Here is a 12,834-nt window from a genome sequence, read left to right on the forward strand (position 1 = left end):
ATTCTTGTGTTTGTAAAAACAGCCAAGTACCATGGTGCGCATTAATTTGTCTGATAATATACTTGTATATGCTGATCAATAAAATCTATAGATAATATTGGAACTTAATACAGATAATTTACTCAAAGAGCAGATTAAAGTTTTCGTTGTTTAAATTTAATCTACATTTAATGGTTTCAAAGTTAACTTTTATGATCAGTTCGATATAAGAACCAACTTTAAAAGATTCAGATTGTATCCTCAGGAGTGTTAATGAATCGTCGTATATTTTATTTTTCCTTGTTAAGTCTCGCAGTAACAGGTTGTAGCAGTGTTAGTAACAAAAGCGCTATGGGCAATTTTGAATACGCTAAAGTTAAAGAAGCTAAAACATTAGGTATTCCGGCAGGTTTGAATAAACCTGAGGTCAATACTAAGTTTTTTGTCTCAGACGCTATTAACCATAAAGGGCCAGTAGGTCAAGATGTAGATGTCAGAGCACCGTCGCTGGTACTTCCTGTCGCCTCATCTTCACGTGTTGTTCCAGGTACGATGAATTCTAAAATTTGGTTTGACCAAATATTAGAAGATAGCGATCTGAAAGAATTCCTACTAGCAGCATTGCGTGAGCAACTCACTAATGATGGTGTAGAGTTAACCGCTATCGATGCGGATGAAAAAGTATTTGAGTCGGCTTGGTATCATGAAGAAGAAGTTTCTGGTTATTGGTTATTTAAAACGGTAGATAGTAGTGAAAGTATGCGCTTTAGCTATGAGTTTGAAAGTAAACCTCATGGCCGAAGTGTTGCTTTAAGTGTTAAATTAATTGATTACATGCGCACTGATAAGAAAGGCGCAAGTAAAACAATGGATATCATTGATAAACAACGTGCAGAAATGGCGATGCTCAATGAGGTTGTTGCTCAGGTTGATTTTAAATATCGATTGCAACAACGTGAAAACCGTTTAATGCGAGCTAACCAAAAATTTGTCACTATCGGTGAAAATGCTCAAGCAGAGCCTGCATATATCGCTGAAATCGATATTGAAATGCTTTGGTCAAATATGCCATTGTTTTTTGTAGATTATGGTTTTGAGATAACCGATCTCAATGAAAGTAAGAAAATCTACTTTGTTGATTTTGTTAAGCCAGAAAATAGTTTATGGTCAGTTATTTGGGGAGATGACGTACCCGTTATTGAACTTGACCAAGCTAAGTATCAATTTGTACTCAGTGATGAAAAAGGCAAAACCTCGGTAACTATTTACGATGTTGATGGCAATGCTTTACCATCTGAAGTACTAGAGCGTATTTTTCCAGTAATGGAAAGAGGCCTATCTTTTAGAGATGCTCTTTAAGCTGCTTTGACCTAACTTATTAAAAATAAAACGCCGCTAAATTTCTTTAGCGGCGTTTTTGTTTTAACAAATAAATTATCCACAGTGGCTATTAACAATGCAGAAAAATTATAAAGGTAGCGGTTAAAGTCAGCCTTTTTCTATTATGACTTAGTTCCTTTTTAAAGCCGATTGCTTTGCTATCTCATCGACTTCAATCGCCAAATCACTTTTTCCTTTCAACTCTATTGGCTCATTTGAGACGATAGTTGGCATTTTATGTGCTTTTTTATGGCTGCGCGGCAGTGTTTCTTGTAAGTCATTTAAGCTTTGCTTTCGTAAAGGTGTTTTGGCATTTTTTTGAACAACACTAAAATTACCAATCATTAAAGCGGCAGCTGCGATAATAATAGCGATAACTAACCAATTATCCATAGTGAATACTCCCAACATTTTGAATATATTGTTGATAAATAGTTGATAAATTTTTAATGATTTCTTTCTTTCCTAATATATCATCGCTCAAAAGTACCGAGTTGATAACGTTCTCAGTCAGCAACCTTTCTCCATGTTGTGCTATTGGCCAATAAGATAAATGCCAAGGCTCCATAGCAACACCACCGCGAAACTTGTCATAAGGAAAGTAAAAACCAAAGCGACTAGCATGTTGATTCAGCCATTGACTTAATGGATGAAAAGGCCCATCAACAGCAAATTCCCATGGCTCTAACTGTAGCTTTTGATTATCAGCTAATAAATTTTTAGCATAGATATCGATATCGCATCCCCAATGATGACGACTTGCTCCAGGCAGCGCAGAGAAATATAAAATAGCCTGAACAATTGCTTGTTCAGTCATTTTATTAATATCAAGAGTTTCACCTTGATTATTTTTAATAGCAAGTTGACCTGAAAATTTTCTGTTCCAAATAGTTAATTGTCGAGTGAAGCCTCTATAACCACTAGCGATCTTCAGATCAAAGCCCGCCAACTTTGCTTCTTCAGACATAGCTTGCCATGCCGATAACGCTTGTTGATGAATTCCTGTGTGCTCATCTAACCAAGTAATATGGCTATCGTCGAGTCCGGTTAATTGTCTGTCAGTCAATATTTCAGTCATGAAAGTTAAGCTGTGGTTGTTGGATTTGTGAGAGCATTGACCAGTGTATGATAATAAATATCAGTAAGTAAAATTAAATCATTGCAACTAACACTCTCATTTACCTGATGAATAGTGGCATTACATGGCCCAAGTTCAATGACTTGTGCACCCGTAGGAGCAATAAAGCGTCCGTCTGAAGTACCGCCAGACGTTGATAATTCAGCTTCAATATCGGTCACTGTTTTTATCGCTTTTACCGCAGCGTCAAGTAAAGTTCCAGGTTCTGTAATAAAGGGCTTACCGTTAAATGTCCATTTTATTTCATAACTTAATTGATGTTCAATAAGGACAGCATCAATTTTATCGATGATATTTTGAAAATTTAATTCGGTACTAAAACGTAAATTAAACCAAGCGGTTAAATGGCCGGGTACAACATTAGTTGCGCCAGTGCCCGACTCAATGTTTGATAATTGAAAACTCGTTTTAGGAAAATAAGCATTACCGTCGTCCCAGTGCATTTGGCTAAGTTCGGCTAAAGCAGGCATAGCTAAATGAATAGGGTTTTTTACATGGTCAGGGTAAGCAACATGGCCTTGTTTGCCGTGAATGATTAATTCACCAGAGATAGACCCTCGACGACCATTTTTAACGATATCGCCAACACTATCTGAGCTGGTAGGTTCACCGACAATACAATAGTCTATTTTCTCATGACGAGCTTCAAGTGTATCGATAACACGTGTGGTGCCATTGATAAAAGGCCCTTCTTCATCACTGGTAATAAGATAAGCTATTGAGCCGTAATGATCGGGATGGTCTTCTACAAAGCGTGCTGTAGCAATTAGCATAGCCGCTAAACTGCCTTTCATGTCTGCAGCACCACGTCCGTATAGCATGCCATCAATAATGGTTGGCTCAAAAGGGGGAGTATGCCAAAGCGCTAAATTTCCAGCGGGGACAACATCGGTATGGCCAGCAAAACAAAATACGGGCTTAGTTGTGCCACGTCTTGACCAGAGATTGGTGGTATCTTCAAAAACCATGCTTTCATTGTTAAAACCCAAAGTCTCTAAACGCTCTGACATCATTTTTTGACAGCCAAAATCTTCAGGGGTCACCGAAGGACGGGCGATTAAGTCTTTCGCTAACGTGATAACGTCATGTTCTGTTTTTAGCTTACTCATGATAAAAAAAGTGCTTGGTATAGCGGTTCTTTAAAACCCACTTGAAAGGAGTTGTCGTGAGCCACTAAAGGTCTTTTTAGTAAAGTCGGTTGAGCTAAAACCGCTTGAAAAATAACGTCATCGGTTAAATTGTTTTTAAGCGCTTCAGGCAGGTTTCTAAAGGTGGTACTACGTTTATTAAGTAAAACCTCCCAAGAGCTGTTGCTGACAAATTCATTGAGTAACTCAGGCGTTAATGGTTGTTTCTTAAAATCATAAAAAGTGTACTCAATGCCTTGCTTATCAAGCCATTTTGTCGCCTTTTTAACCGTGTCGCAATTATTTATACCGTAAATAGTGGTCATAAAAGTCCTTTAAACTAAATTATTTGGTAATCATTAGATATCAATGCAGTGGTTGCTAAAGATACATTATTTGATTTTACTAAAATATAATCAGTATCAAAAGTGGAGATAGCAAAAATACTGATTTGTTCATTAGCTAATATTGTTGATATTTTCGATAAAATCCCAGTCAGCGTAAAATCCAATGGACCGACAACTTCAAGTGCTTGCCAGTCTTTTTCTACTTCATCACTGTCAATACTGATATTTTGAGGTATGACAATGGATGTTTCTTCATAGGTTTTTGCAATAAAAAAGATGGGTGCAGCAAACACTGCTTTGGGGATCTCGATATCGCTGGCTAAACTATGAATAGCAAACGTTTCTTCAAGTAATTTGAGGGTAAGTGTACTCATTGCAAGTTACCTTTGGGAAAAAGGTCACTATAGCGTTTACTGGCTAATTGTTAAAGCAAGGATAGTTATCTTAAAGAGATTAAATATCGACAATGACCTGCTTTAGCAATGAATACGAGATATTAATAAAATAAAGCGAGTTTGCTTGACTGTGTCTAACAGCTATACCTCGCTTACCTGTAGATAAATAATATGTTTTTATTTACTTTTATTTGTACTTTATGCTAATAATTACTTGTTATTTGTAAAAGCAGCGTCAAACGTAGAAAAGTTACTGTATTCTTGCTGGTTAACCTGTTAAATCATCATAAGTAGTTATTAATGATATCCACAAAAGCTGTGGGTATCATTGTGGGTAACTATTGCTTTGGTAGCTACCTAATTGTTTTAAAAGGATATTTTTTGCTGGTTGTTTTTTGTCTAGTGGCTAAAAATTGAGTGAATTATAAATAGTTATTAAAATAGTCAACTGTATATAAAATCAGTCTCAACCCAATAAAAATACAAGCTAAAAGGTTAATAGGTTAACCTTTTAGCTAAGTAAACTATACTTTTACCTGAATGGCTGTTAAGGCAATCGTATAGACGATGTCATCGACCAAAGCACCACGAGACAGATCATTAACCGGTTTTCGCATTCCTTGTAACATCGGCCCAATACTCACTAAATGTGCAGAACGTTGCACCGCTTTGTAGGTGGTGTTGCCGGTATTTAAATCAGGAAAAATGAAGACATTGGCTTTTCCCGCAACTGGGCTGTTAGGGGCTTTCTTCTTAGCAACATTTTCCATAATGGCGGCATCATATTGTAGCGGACCATCAATGATCAAATCAGGTCGTTTTGCTTGGGCGAGTTTGGTTGCTTTTGCGACTTTTTCCACATCGGCGCCAACACCAGAACTGCCGGTGCTGTAACTTATCATCGCTACCTTAGGGTCAATACCAAATTTTATTGCTGAGTCTGCTGATTGTATCGCTATCTCAGAGAGTTGCTCAGCAGTAGGCTCAGGGTTAATTGCACAATCACCATAAACAAGCACTTGCTCTGGTAATAACATAAAGAAGATAGATGAAACTAATGAACTTCCTTCCGCCGTCTTAATTAGTTGTAGGGCGGGGCGAATGGTATTCGCGGTGGTATTGATAGCGCCTGAGACTAAACCGTCGACTTCACCCATTTGCAACATCATTGTTGCTAAGACCACGTTATCTTTTAGCTCTTGCTTTGCGACCACTTCAGTCAACCCTTTGTGTTTTCTTAACTCAACTAAAGGAGCAATGTAGTTGTCTCTAATTAATTCTGGGTCAGTGATTAATAAACCTTCTGGTAATTGAATACCCTGTTGCTCTGCAATCAATAAAATACTTTCTTTATCGCCCAGTAATTGACAACGGGCAATGCCACGTTCAACACATATCGCGGCAGCCTTAATGGTTCTAATATCATTACCTTCAGGCAAAACAATCAGTTTATTAGCACTACGAGCAAGTTCAGTGAGTTTATGCCTAAATGCCGGTGGAGACATTTGACTACTTTGCGCGACATTTTCTGACAGTTGCTGTAACCAAGTTGCAGATAAGTTGTCAGCAATATATTCTTTTACCTTTTCATGACGTTGAATATCATCTGCAGGGGTTTCTGGGTTATAGTTCATTAGATGACGAGACGTTTGCCAAGTATCCCAAGGTACAGAAAGCATCGGCAGGCCGGCGTCTAAGGCTTGTTGACACAGTGTCATTACTTGTTCATTTGGTTTGTAACCATTAGTCAATAATAACGCGCCGACTTTCGTACCATTTAATGCCGATAAACAAGTGGCGATAATAATATCGGTTCTGTCACCAGGAGTAACAATTAATCGACTTGGTTGTAAATGGCTCATTAAGTTACCAACGCTACGTGCACAAAAACTAATACTACGAATACGGCGATGAGACATATCACCCGCATTTAAAACTTCGGCATTAAGATAATTACAAATATCCATAACGCGTGGCGCGATTAAGTCCATTTCCCATAATACGGTGCCTAATAAGTCAAAATGACGATTTTTAAATATCGATAAATTAACCAACGAGGCGAGATCAAATTCACTGTTAAATTCACTTTCACGTGGTAATAATCCATACTCATCTTTGTCAGGACTATTAATCTTATTGATAATACAACCAATAAGACGTTTGTTTTTTATTCCGCCAAAGGTTTCAGCACTGACTTCTAAACGGTCTTCAAACTCTTCAGCGCTGTCGTTATCGGGCGCAGCTACCAAGACAATATCTGCAGAAAGGGCTTGAGCAACATCTCGGTTGATCCTCCCCGCGTAAGGTTGACGCGTCGTTGGTCTTAGTCCTTCAATAATAATCACATCATGTTTTTTTTCAAATTGATTAAAATCACCAACAATCTTTTCTAAAACAATATCATGCTTACCGTCAGCCATTTGTTGCTCAACATAAGCTAATGATATCGAAGTCCCTATATTCTCCGTGTTATGTTTGGCTTCATCCGCCTTTTTTTTGTGGGCTAATAAATTACGAGAGGGCTGGCTTATCGGTTTAAAATGACCAACATTAATGCCTTTTTGCTGGCAAGCATGGAGTAAGCCTTGTACAACACTGGTAAGCCCAACGCCAAAACCTACTGGGATCAACATGATTCTATGTGACATGACTTTATTCCTTAATTGAGGTGTTATTGGATAAAAGTTGTGAAGTTTGCTCGGCAATAACCCACTCTTCATTCGTTGGAATGACCAAAATAGGACGCGAGATATCAGTATTTATATTGCCGGCTTTGCCAAAGCAACATGCTTGATTTTTATCGTTTGCAACAAAAAAGTTGAGTAGGCTCAATTGTCCAATAATACCGGCTCTAATCAATGTTGAATTCTCGCCAATACCGCCAGTAAATATTAAAGCATCGATTGACGTTAAGCTGGCAGTAAAAGAAGCAATTGACTTTGCAACACGGTAGCAAAATATATCTAATGCTAACTTTGCTCGTGGATTTTTATTCGTTAACCAAGACTCTTCAATTTCACGACAATCGTTGCTTAAACCTGAAACGCCTAACAGGCCACTTTCTTTATGTAATAAGTGACTCACTTGTGCTGCGGTATAACCCAACTGATTAATTAAGTGAAAAATAATGCCAGGGTCTACATCGCCACTGCGGGTGCCCATCATCACTCCTTCGAGCGGAGTTAAGCCTAAGCTGGTATCGACACTCTCGCCATTTTTAATCGCAGTAACACTGCAACCATTACCTAAATGAGCACTGATAAAGTTACTTTTATTGATGGCTTTATCTAGTATTTTGGCGGCTTGTTGTGCAACAAAATAATGGCTCGTACCATGAAAGCCATAACGCCGAATACCATGCTCTTGATAGAGAGAGTAAGGGATACCATAAATATAAGCTTTTTCTGGCATCGTTTGGTGAAAAGCTGTGTCAAAAACGGCGACTTGCGGTACATCATTAAAAACTGCTTCTGCGGCGTTAATACCGATTAAATTTGCCGGGTTATGCAATGGTGCAAGCTGAGATAAATTGTTGATGGTGTTTTTTACCTCTTCGGTAACTAACGTTGGCATACAATAGTGCTCACCGCCATGGACTACTCGGTGGCCTATGGCAAATATTTGTAAATTCAGTTGCTGTAACGCTAATGTTTCAACTAAAGTCATTATCGCTGTTTGATGATCGAATGGGCGAGGTAAAGCCCTGTGATTTTTTTGACCCCGAACTTTAATTTTGATGCTTGCTTGCTCAGATAATAAGCGTTCAGCTAATCCTGACAGCAATGTTTCGCCGTTTTCAGGTCTGATCAAAGAAAACTTTAAGGATGAACTACCGCAATTTAACACTAAAATTAGATTTTTTTTCATGGCTTTATTTAATGCTCATATATTTGGAGGTTAATTGTTTTATTACAATACGTTAATTGCAATGATTATAGACCAAATATAGCGTTAAAATATTGATATGAACTAAGGAAGTTAACGTTACGCAGACTTCATTAAAACTAGTTACAATTTTCTACTATCTTTTAAATAACAGTTGTTATAGTGTGTTGTTATGAATATAAGTGTAGTAGAACTAATTAAACTGGGTCGAGAGTATATGCGACTTTGGCCGCAGCGAGCAGAATTAGGTAATTATTTTGCCGAGTACCAAGCTGTTCAAATTTGCCGTTTGGCTTTGCGCTATTTACCAGGTATTGCGTTGTTTTCTTTTATCATGCAACTTTACCTAGGTCCGATCACTTTATTACCACAAGCGTTAATTTACAGCTTATTTATTTTAAGTATTCCGCTACAGGCATTGTTAATGCTCGGTGTTAAAGCCGATAAGTTTTTACCGGTAGCGCTTGCTTCTTGGTATAAAGAAAGTGTTGCTAGAGTTAATGAGGCGGGTGGCTCGATAAAGTTATCGCTACATAAACCACGTTTTATTGATTTAGCCAAATTACTTAATATCAGTCATCAGTCACAAAACTCTCACTTTTAAACGATTAACGCTTCAGTTAACCGTTAAGTCTTAGCCGGCGTTGTTTTTATAAAGACGTATCAAAAAGTCAGCTTGGCAACTGAAGCTATTTCTAGCTTTTAAGTCGTTAAGTAAGGTTTCTGTTGTTTTAAAGGCAAAAGGGGTCATTGCTAATAAGTTAATAATGTCTTCACCTTTGGTAAATTCCATCACATAGTTCACTTCTTTTTGCGCAATTAACGTTAAATTTTCAATCGGGCTTTTAGTGATGTCATGCTGCTTTGCGGTTCGATATATTAATGCTTTTAGTTCAATTAAATGATTTTTTGCCGGAGTTACCGTGACTAAATAGCCATTGTTAGCTAATACACGGGTGAATTCTTCTTCAAGAATTGGCGCATAAATAGAATTGATCCAAGCAAAATAATTTTCACTAAAAGGCAATTGTGACAAGGTGGCAACGCTAAATTGACAATCTTTATATTTTTTCGCGGCATTCTTAACGGCATTTTTTGCAATATCAATACCATAAACACGGTTGGTAGGCTTTACGTACTGCTGAGTGTAGAAACCTTCACCACAGCCAGCATCAAATACCGGCTTTGTTAAATCGCCATATTGCCGATATAGAGATTGTAATTCATCAGCGAGCGGTTGATAAAAGCCTTTATCCAAAAACTGACGACGTGCGTTAACCATTGCTTTGTTATCACCAGGATCTTTTGAATGTTTATGTTGAACGGGTAATAAGTTTACATAACCTTCTTTAGCTTCATCAAAGCTATGATTGCTTTGGCAACGATAGCTTTTGCTATTTAACACTAATGACATTTTGCAAATGGGGCAAACGTATTGAGCAAGGAACATAGTATTTACTCAACAGCTACTTAAAAGTAGACCAAATTGGCGCGTGATCTGAAGGTTTTTCAATTGCACGTAGTTCGTAATCAATATCAGCTTCGATACACGTTGCCGCCATTTTATGCGTTGCTAGAACAACATCAATACGTAAACCACGATTATCAACAAAACCTTTAGAACGATAGTCAAACCAAGAATAACGTTCCGCTTTTGTAGGATGTAACTCTCTAAAAGTATCTTTAAATCCCCAATCCATCAAGGTCGCAAGCCATTCTCTTTCTTCTGGCTGAAAACTACACTTACCGGTCTTTAACCAACGTTTTTGGTTAGGCTCACCAATACCAATATCTAAATCAGCAGGAGAAATATTAATATCACCGATAATGACAACGTGCTCATTTGGGGTATGGTTATCATTTAAATGGGTCATCAAGTCTTTATAAAATTGACGCTTATAGGGATATTTTGTTTCATGAGCAATGTTATCGCCTTGCGGGAAATAACCATTTAATACGGTTACTTTTTCACCTTGTTCATTGGTAGTCTCAACCATGACCATACGTTTTTGAGATTCTTCAGTATCGCTAGCAAAGCCCATTTTAACAATGTTGGCTGGCTTTTTACATAACATAGCTACACCATAATGTGCTTTTTGACCATGAAAATAAACGTGATAACCCATAGCTTCAACGGCTTCAACGGGAAAGGCATCATTATGAACTTTGATTTCTTGTAAGCCAATAATATCAGGCTGGTGCTTATCAATGATGGCTTGAAGTTGGTGTAAACGCGCACGAAGGCCGTTAATGTTAAAGCTAATGATTTTCATAAGAAGACTCGATATTGATTTTTTCCACATGCTACCAGAAGTTATCAGAGAAGGTTATTATTAATTGCTAGTGAAGTGAATTAGGGACCTATTAACATTAACTATTTTTAATAGAGAGGTAAATGGGTAAATAAATAAAAATTAAACTCAATTAAATTAAAGTATTGCCGATATAAGCTTTAGAGAAAATAATAAAGTTGAAGTACATTGCTTACAGAGTCAGTTGACAGTCAAATTCTGGTACACGAATTACAATTAGGTGAACAACTTAATGTAAGTGTGCACAGCGCTCGACGAGCTGACTTCTCTCTATTATTGGCAATGCTAAGTGATGATGTGCCAAGCCATAGTCAATTTTCTTTGCCGAAATCTATCGCTGATAGTAAAACGACTAATGAAGCAAGTTTACGCAAAGAATTTGAACTTCCTGATAAAGCGCCTTTATCTTTGAGTGAAAATCACAGCACGGCAATGTTTGATCAAGCAGAACTCATTCAGCAGAATAAGCTAGCAGAATTACGTTTATCAAATGCTTTGTTGCCTAAACCGCTGGCTTTTCGAGATGATAAAAAGCATATCAGACAAGAAGTCTTAAATAATACCTCGCTTTATTGCCAGAAAAAATTTAATCAAAAAAAGAATAATACGCAGCATGACACTGACAGTTCAAGGTTATCATTTGATGCTAAAGGTTGGCTTAACGCTGTTCATAACACGATCGTTAAAGCGCCGTTACTTGATGCTATTGCATAAGGTTATAGCAATAGCTTGCTAATAAAGTCGTTCGTTTGTGTTGGCGTTATTTGTGATTAACTATTTCAGTTTACCGGCCACAGCATTGTTTAAATTTTTTATTACTATCGCAAAAGCAAGCTTGGTTTCTTTTTGGCGCAATCAGCGCTTCATTGTTACTGACTTCACCCTCTAAATATCGCCATTGACCCTTTTCGACAACAAAGCGTGATGTTTCCTTCATCAGAAAATATTCACCTTGATGTTGGTAATAAGCTGAAAAGCACACAGTTGGCAAGTTATGTTCTTTATTGCCATCGCTTACAGCCGTTTGATTATTATGCTTGGTATGATCACTGGCAGCATGAATGGTCAGTTTTAACCATTTTGTTTCTTTGGCCCATGCTGATATATCAGCGATTGTTTGCAAAGCTCTGCTAGCTTGAGCATAAGTCTGATAAATATAATCAGCCGCCTCTGTTGCATAGGCACTATAGCGAGAACGCATCAACTGCTCAGGTGATTGAGCATTGTTATCTTGATTTATTAACAACAAACAACATTGTTGAAAACTAATACTTGAACCACATGGGCATTGCATACAATCGGCATCATTCTAAAAAAGCAGTTGATCTATTTTAGCAGAGCAAAAATTAATTTTCTGTTTTAATAACGCCATAATCGCTTCAAACTCAATTAATGCAACAATAAAGAAGAGTCCGAAAGAGTGACGTAATTTTTTAGTCGTTGCTGACTTAAACGGTTTTGAGTTTGCTTGGTCAAAATAATGCATTGAGTTTGTCCTTTCTCTGCGAATTGAGTTAACTGGCTTAATTGTGATTTATCTAAGGTGGCATTACATAAAATAACCGCCGAACAATGACCTTTTTCTAAGGCATCTTTAATCGTTTTTAGTGAGATATTACGTTGATGAAGATTAACTTTGAGTATTTTCTTAGGATCGATCTTTCCTTGTTCAGACAATAGCTGAAGTGGCTTCTCTTCAGGGTTTATCATCAGGATCCACTTGTTATCTAAATCATGATTTTCGAAAATTTCAGTATATTGTTGAGATAGTTCAACGGTATTAGTAATACTTCTAACATCGCACCACCGGTGTTTTTTGATCGCTAAATTTGTGGTTTTTAAAGCTAAAGTATTGGTATTAATGTGATTTGTTGAATTCATTTTTAAAACCTCGATATACTGTATAAACATACAGTATATCGTTTTTGGTGTTTATTCAAGCACTATTTATAATTAATATTAATTGATCCTATTAAAGGATCTCCTTTGATAACGGGCAATAAATGCTGGCAAGTAGCGCTAGCAGTGTGCCCGATGTTCTCACTATTTATTAACTTGGTGGCATACTATTGATCATCATAGAGAAACAATTTTTATAATCTTGTTAGTCCTTAAGCTTTACTTAAGAAAAGCTTGTTATGTTCGCTCAGCAAATGTTCAATGAAAATAATCAACTCAAGAATAAAACAGGCAACTCGATGGATAACCGCGACTAATAGTGATTATTCTATAGCGAATACTTTTCTGATGACCGAAAATACCTGTAAGATA

14 protein-coding genes are annotated in these 12,834 nt (G+C 37.2%); 3 read left to right on the top strand and 11 right to left on the bottom strand.

The genetic code is table 11. The features are described from left to right. Positions 1-252: 252 nt before the first annotated feature. Positions 253-1,338 (top strand): outer membrane protein assembly factor BamC, encoded by a 1,086-nt coding sequence (bamC, locus tag ESZ26_RS10595; RefSeq protein WP_146799599.1) that lies wholly within the window; start codon positions 253-255, stop codon positions 1,336-1,338. 150 nt (positions 1,339-1,488) lie between these two features. Here the strand turns inward: bamC and ESZ26_RS10600 are convergent, their stop codons facing one another. The 7 genes from ESZ26_RS10600 to ESZ26_RS10630 form a co-directional block, all read right to left on the bottom strand. Next, positions 1,489-1,752 carry a hypothetical protein gene (locus ESZ26_RS10600; protein WP_146799600.1) on the bottom strand — a complete coding sequence of 88 codons (264 nt, stop codon included), beginning with the start codon at positions 1,750-1,752 and terminating at the stop codon, positions 1,489-1,491. Next, positions 1,745-2,437, bottom strand: coding sequence for a M15 family metallopeptidase (locus ESZ26_RS10605; protein ID WP_146799601.1), 693 nt, complete (start codon positions 2,435-2,437; stop codon positions 1,745-1,747). Before ESZ26_RS10605 ends, ESZ26_RS10600 begins: the two co-directional genes overlap by 8 nt. A gap of 5 nt (positions 2,438-2,442) precedes the next feature. Beyond that, positions 2,443-3,606 (bottom strand): succinyl-diaminopimelate desuccinylase, encoded by a 1,164-nt coding sequence (gene dapE, locus ESZ26_RS10610; protein WP_146799602.1) that lies wholly within the window; start codon positions 3,604-3,606, stop codon positions 2,443-2,445. Continuing rightward, positions 3,603-3,950, bottom strand: a complete 348-nt coding sequence (locus ESZ26_RS10615) for an arsenate reductase (RefSeq protein ID WP_146799603.1) — start codon at positions 3,948-3,950, stop codon at positions 3,603-3,605. The genes dapE and ESZ26_RS10615 overlap by 4 nt, the downstream gene beginning before the upstream one ends. 14 nt (positions 3,951-3,964) lie before the next feature. Further along, positions 3,965-4,345, bottom strand: a complete 381-nt coding sequence (locus ESZ26_RS10620; protein ID WP_146799604.1) for an ACT domain-containing protein — start codon at positions 4,343-4,345, stop codon at positions 3,965-3,967. Between the two features lie 545 nt (positions 4,346-4,890). Further along, entirely contained in the window at positions 4,891-7,014 is a 2,124-nt protein-coding gene (gene pta / locus ESZ26_RS10625; protein WP_146799605.1) for a phosphate acetyltransferase, read from the bottom strand. 4 nt (positions 7,015-7,018) lie between these two features. Beyond that, positions 7,019-8,233 carry an acetate kinase gene (locus ESZ26_RS10630; protein ID WP_146799606.1) on the bottom strand — a complete coding sequence of 405 codons (1,215 nt, stop codon included), beginning with the start codon at positions 8,231-8,233 and terminating at the stop codon, positions 7,019-7,021. Between the two features lie 190 nt (positions 8,234-8,423). Between ESZ26_RS10630 and yfbV the strand changes: the two genes are divergently transcribed. Continuing rightward, positions 8,424-8,855 carry a terminus macrodomain insulation protein YfbV gene (gene yfbV, locus ESZ26_RS10635; protein ID WP_146799607.1) on the top strand — a complete coding sequence of 144 codons (432 nt, stop codon included), beginning with the start codon at positions 8,424-8,426 and terminating at the stop codon, positions 8,853-8,855. 30 nt (positions 8,856-8,885) lie between these two features. On the opposite strand, the gene rlmA is transcribed toward yfbV, so the two are convergent. Together rlmA and xthA are read right to left on the bottom strand one after the other, a co-directional pair. Beyond that, positions 8,886-9,701, bottom strand: a complete 816-nt coding sequence (gene rlmA / locus ESZ26_RS10640; RefSeq protein ID WP_146799608.1) for a 23S rRNA (guanine(745)-N(1))-methyltransferase — start codon at positions 9,699-9,701, stop codon at positions 8,886-8,888. 16 nt (positions 9,702-9,717) lie between these two features. After that, positions 9,718-10,524: an exodeoxyribonuclease III gene (gene xthA, locus ESZ26_RS10645; protein WP_146799609.1), complete on the bottom strand. Its 807-nt coding sequence runs from the start codon at positions 10,522-10,524 to the stop codon at positions 9,718-9,720. Positions 10,525-10,731: 207 nt separating this feature from the next. Between xthA and ESZ26_RS10650 the strand changes: the two genes are divergently transcribed. Continuing rightward, complete coding sequence (locus tag ESZ26_RS10650; RefSeq protein WP_146799610.1) at positions 10,732-11,277, top strand: VC2046/SO_2500 family protein; 546 nt, start codon at positions 10,732-10,734, stop codon at positions 11,275-11,277. Between the two features lie 70 nt (positions 11,278-11,347). On the opposite strand, the gene ESZ26_RS10655 is transcribed toward ESZ26_RS10650, so the two are convergent. Together ESZ26_RS10655 and ESZ26_RS10660 are read right to left on the bottom strand one after the other, a co-directional pair. Beyond that, positions 11,348-11,857 (bottom strand): YchJ family protein, encoded by a 510-nt coding sequence (locus ESZ26_RS10655; protein ID WP_146799611.1) that lies wholly within the window; start codon positions 11,855-11,857, stop codon positions 11,348-11,350. Positions 11,858-11,952: 95 nt separating this feature from the next. Then, positions 11,953-12,444 carry a hypothetical protein gene (locus ESZ26_RS10660; protein ID WP_146799612.1) on the bottom strand — a complete coding sequence of 164 codons (492 nt, stop codon included), beginning with the start codon at positions 12,442-12,444 and terminating at the stop codon, positions 11,953-11,955. Positions 12,445-12,834 lie beyond the last annotated feature (390 nt).

Origin of the sequence: Colwellia hornerae, from assembly GCF_007954355.1 — a bacterium.
In the GTDB taxonomy this organism is placed as follows: domain Bacteria; phylum Pseudomonadota; class Gammaproteobacteria; order Enterobacterales; family Alteromonadaceae; genus Colwellia_A; species Colwellia_A hornerae.

Excerpts from the sequence above, each read along its gene's own strand:
- yfbV (WP_146799607.1), top strand. The coding sequence starts at position 8,424 with ATGAATATAAGTGTAGTAGAACTAATTAAACTGGGTCGAGAGTATATG.
- ESZ26_RS10605 (WP_146799601.1), bottom strand. The coding sequence starts at position 2,437 with ATGACTGAAATATTGACTGACAGACAATTAACCGGACTCGACGATAGC.
- pta (WP_146799605.1), bottom strand. The coding sequence starts at position 7,014 with ATGTCACATAGAATCATGTTGATCCCAGTAGGTTTTGGCGTTGGGCTT.
- ESZ26_RS10655 (WP_146799611.1), bottom strand. The coding sequence starts at position 11,857 with ATGCAATGCCCATGTGGTTCAAGTATTAGTTTTCAACAATGTTGTTTG.
- dapE (WP_146799602.1), bottom strand. The coding sequence starts at position 3,606 with ATGAGTAAGCTAAAAACAGAACATGACGTTATCACGTTAGCGAAAGAC.
- bamC (WP_146799599.1), top strand. The coding sequence starts at position 253 with ATGAATCGTCGTATATTTTATTTTTCCTTGTTAAGTCTCGCAGTAACA.
- ESZ26_RS10660 (WP_146799612.1), bottom strand. The coding sequence starts at position 12,444 with ATGAATTCAACAAATCACATTAATACCAATACTTTAGCTTTAAAAACC.
- ESZ26_RS10600 (WP_146799600.1), bottom strand. The coding sequence starts at position 1,752 with ATGGATAATTGGTTAGTTATCGCTATTATTATCGCAGCTGCCGCTTTA.
- ESZ26_RS10615 (WP_146799603.1), bottom strand. The coding sequence starts at position 3,950 with ATGACCACTATTTACGGTATAAATAATTGCGACACGGTTAAAAAGGCG.
- ESZ26_RS10630 (WP_146799606.1), bottom strand. The coding sequence starts at position 8,233 with ATGAAAAAAAATCTAATTTTAGTGTTAAATTGCGGTAGTTCATCCTTA.
- rlmA (WP_146799608.1), bottom strand. The coding sequence starts at position 9,701 with ATGTTCCTTGCTCAATACGTTTGCCCCATTTGCAAAATGTCATTAGTG.
- xthA (WP_146799609.1), bottom strand. The coding sequence starts at position 10,524 with ATGAAAATCATTAGCTTTAACATTAACGGCCTTCGTGCGCGTTTACAC.
- ESZ26_RS10620 (WP_146799604.1), bottom strand. The coding sequence starts at position 4,345 with ATGAGTACACTTACCCTCAAATTACTTGAAGAAACGTTTGCTATTCAT.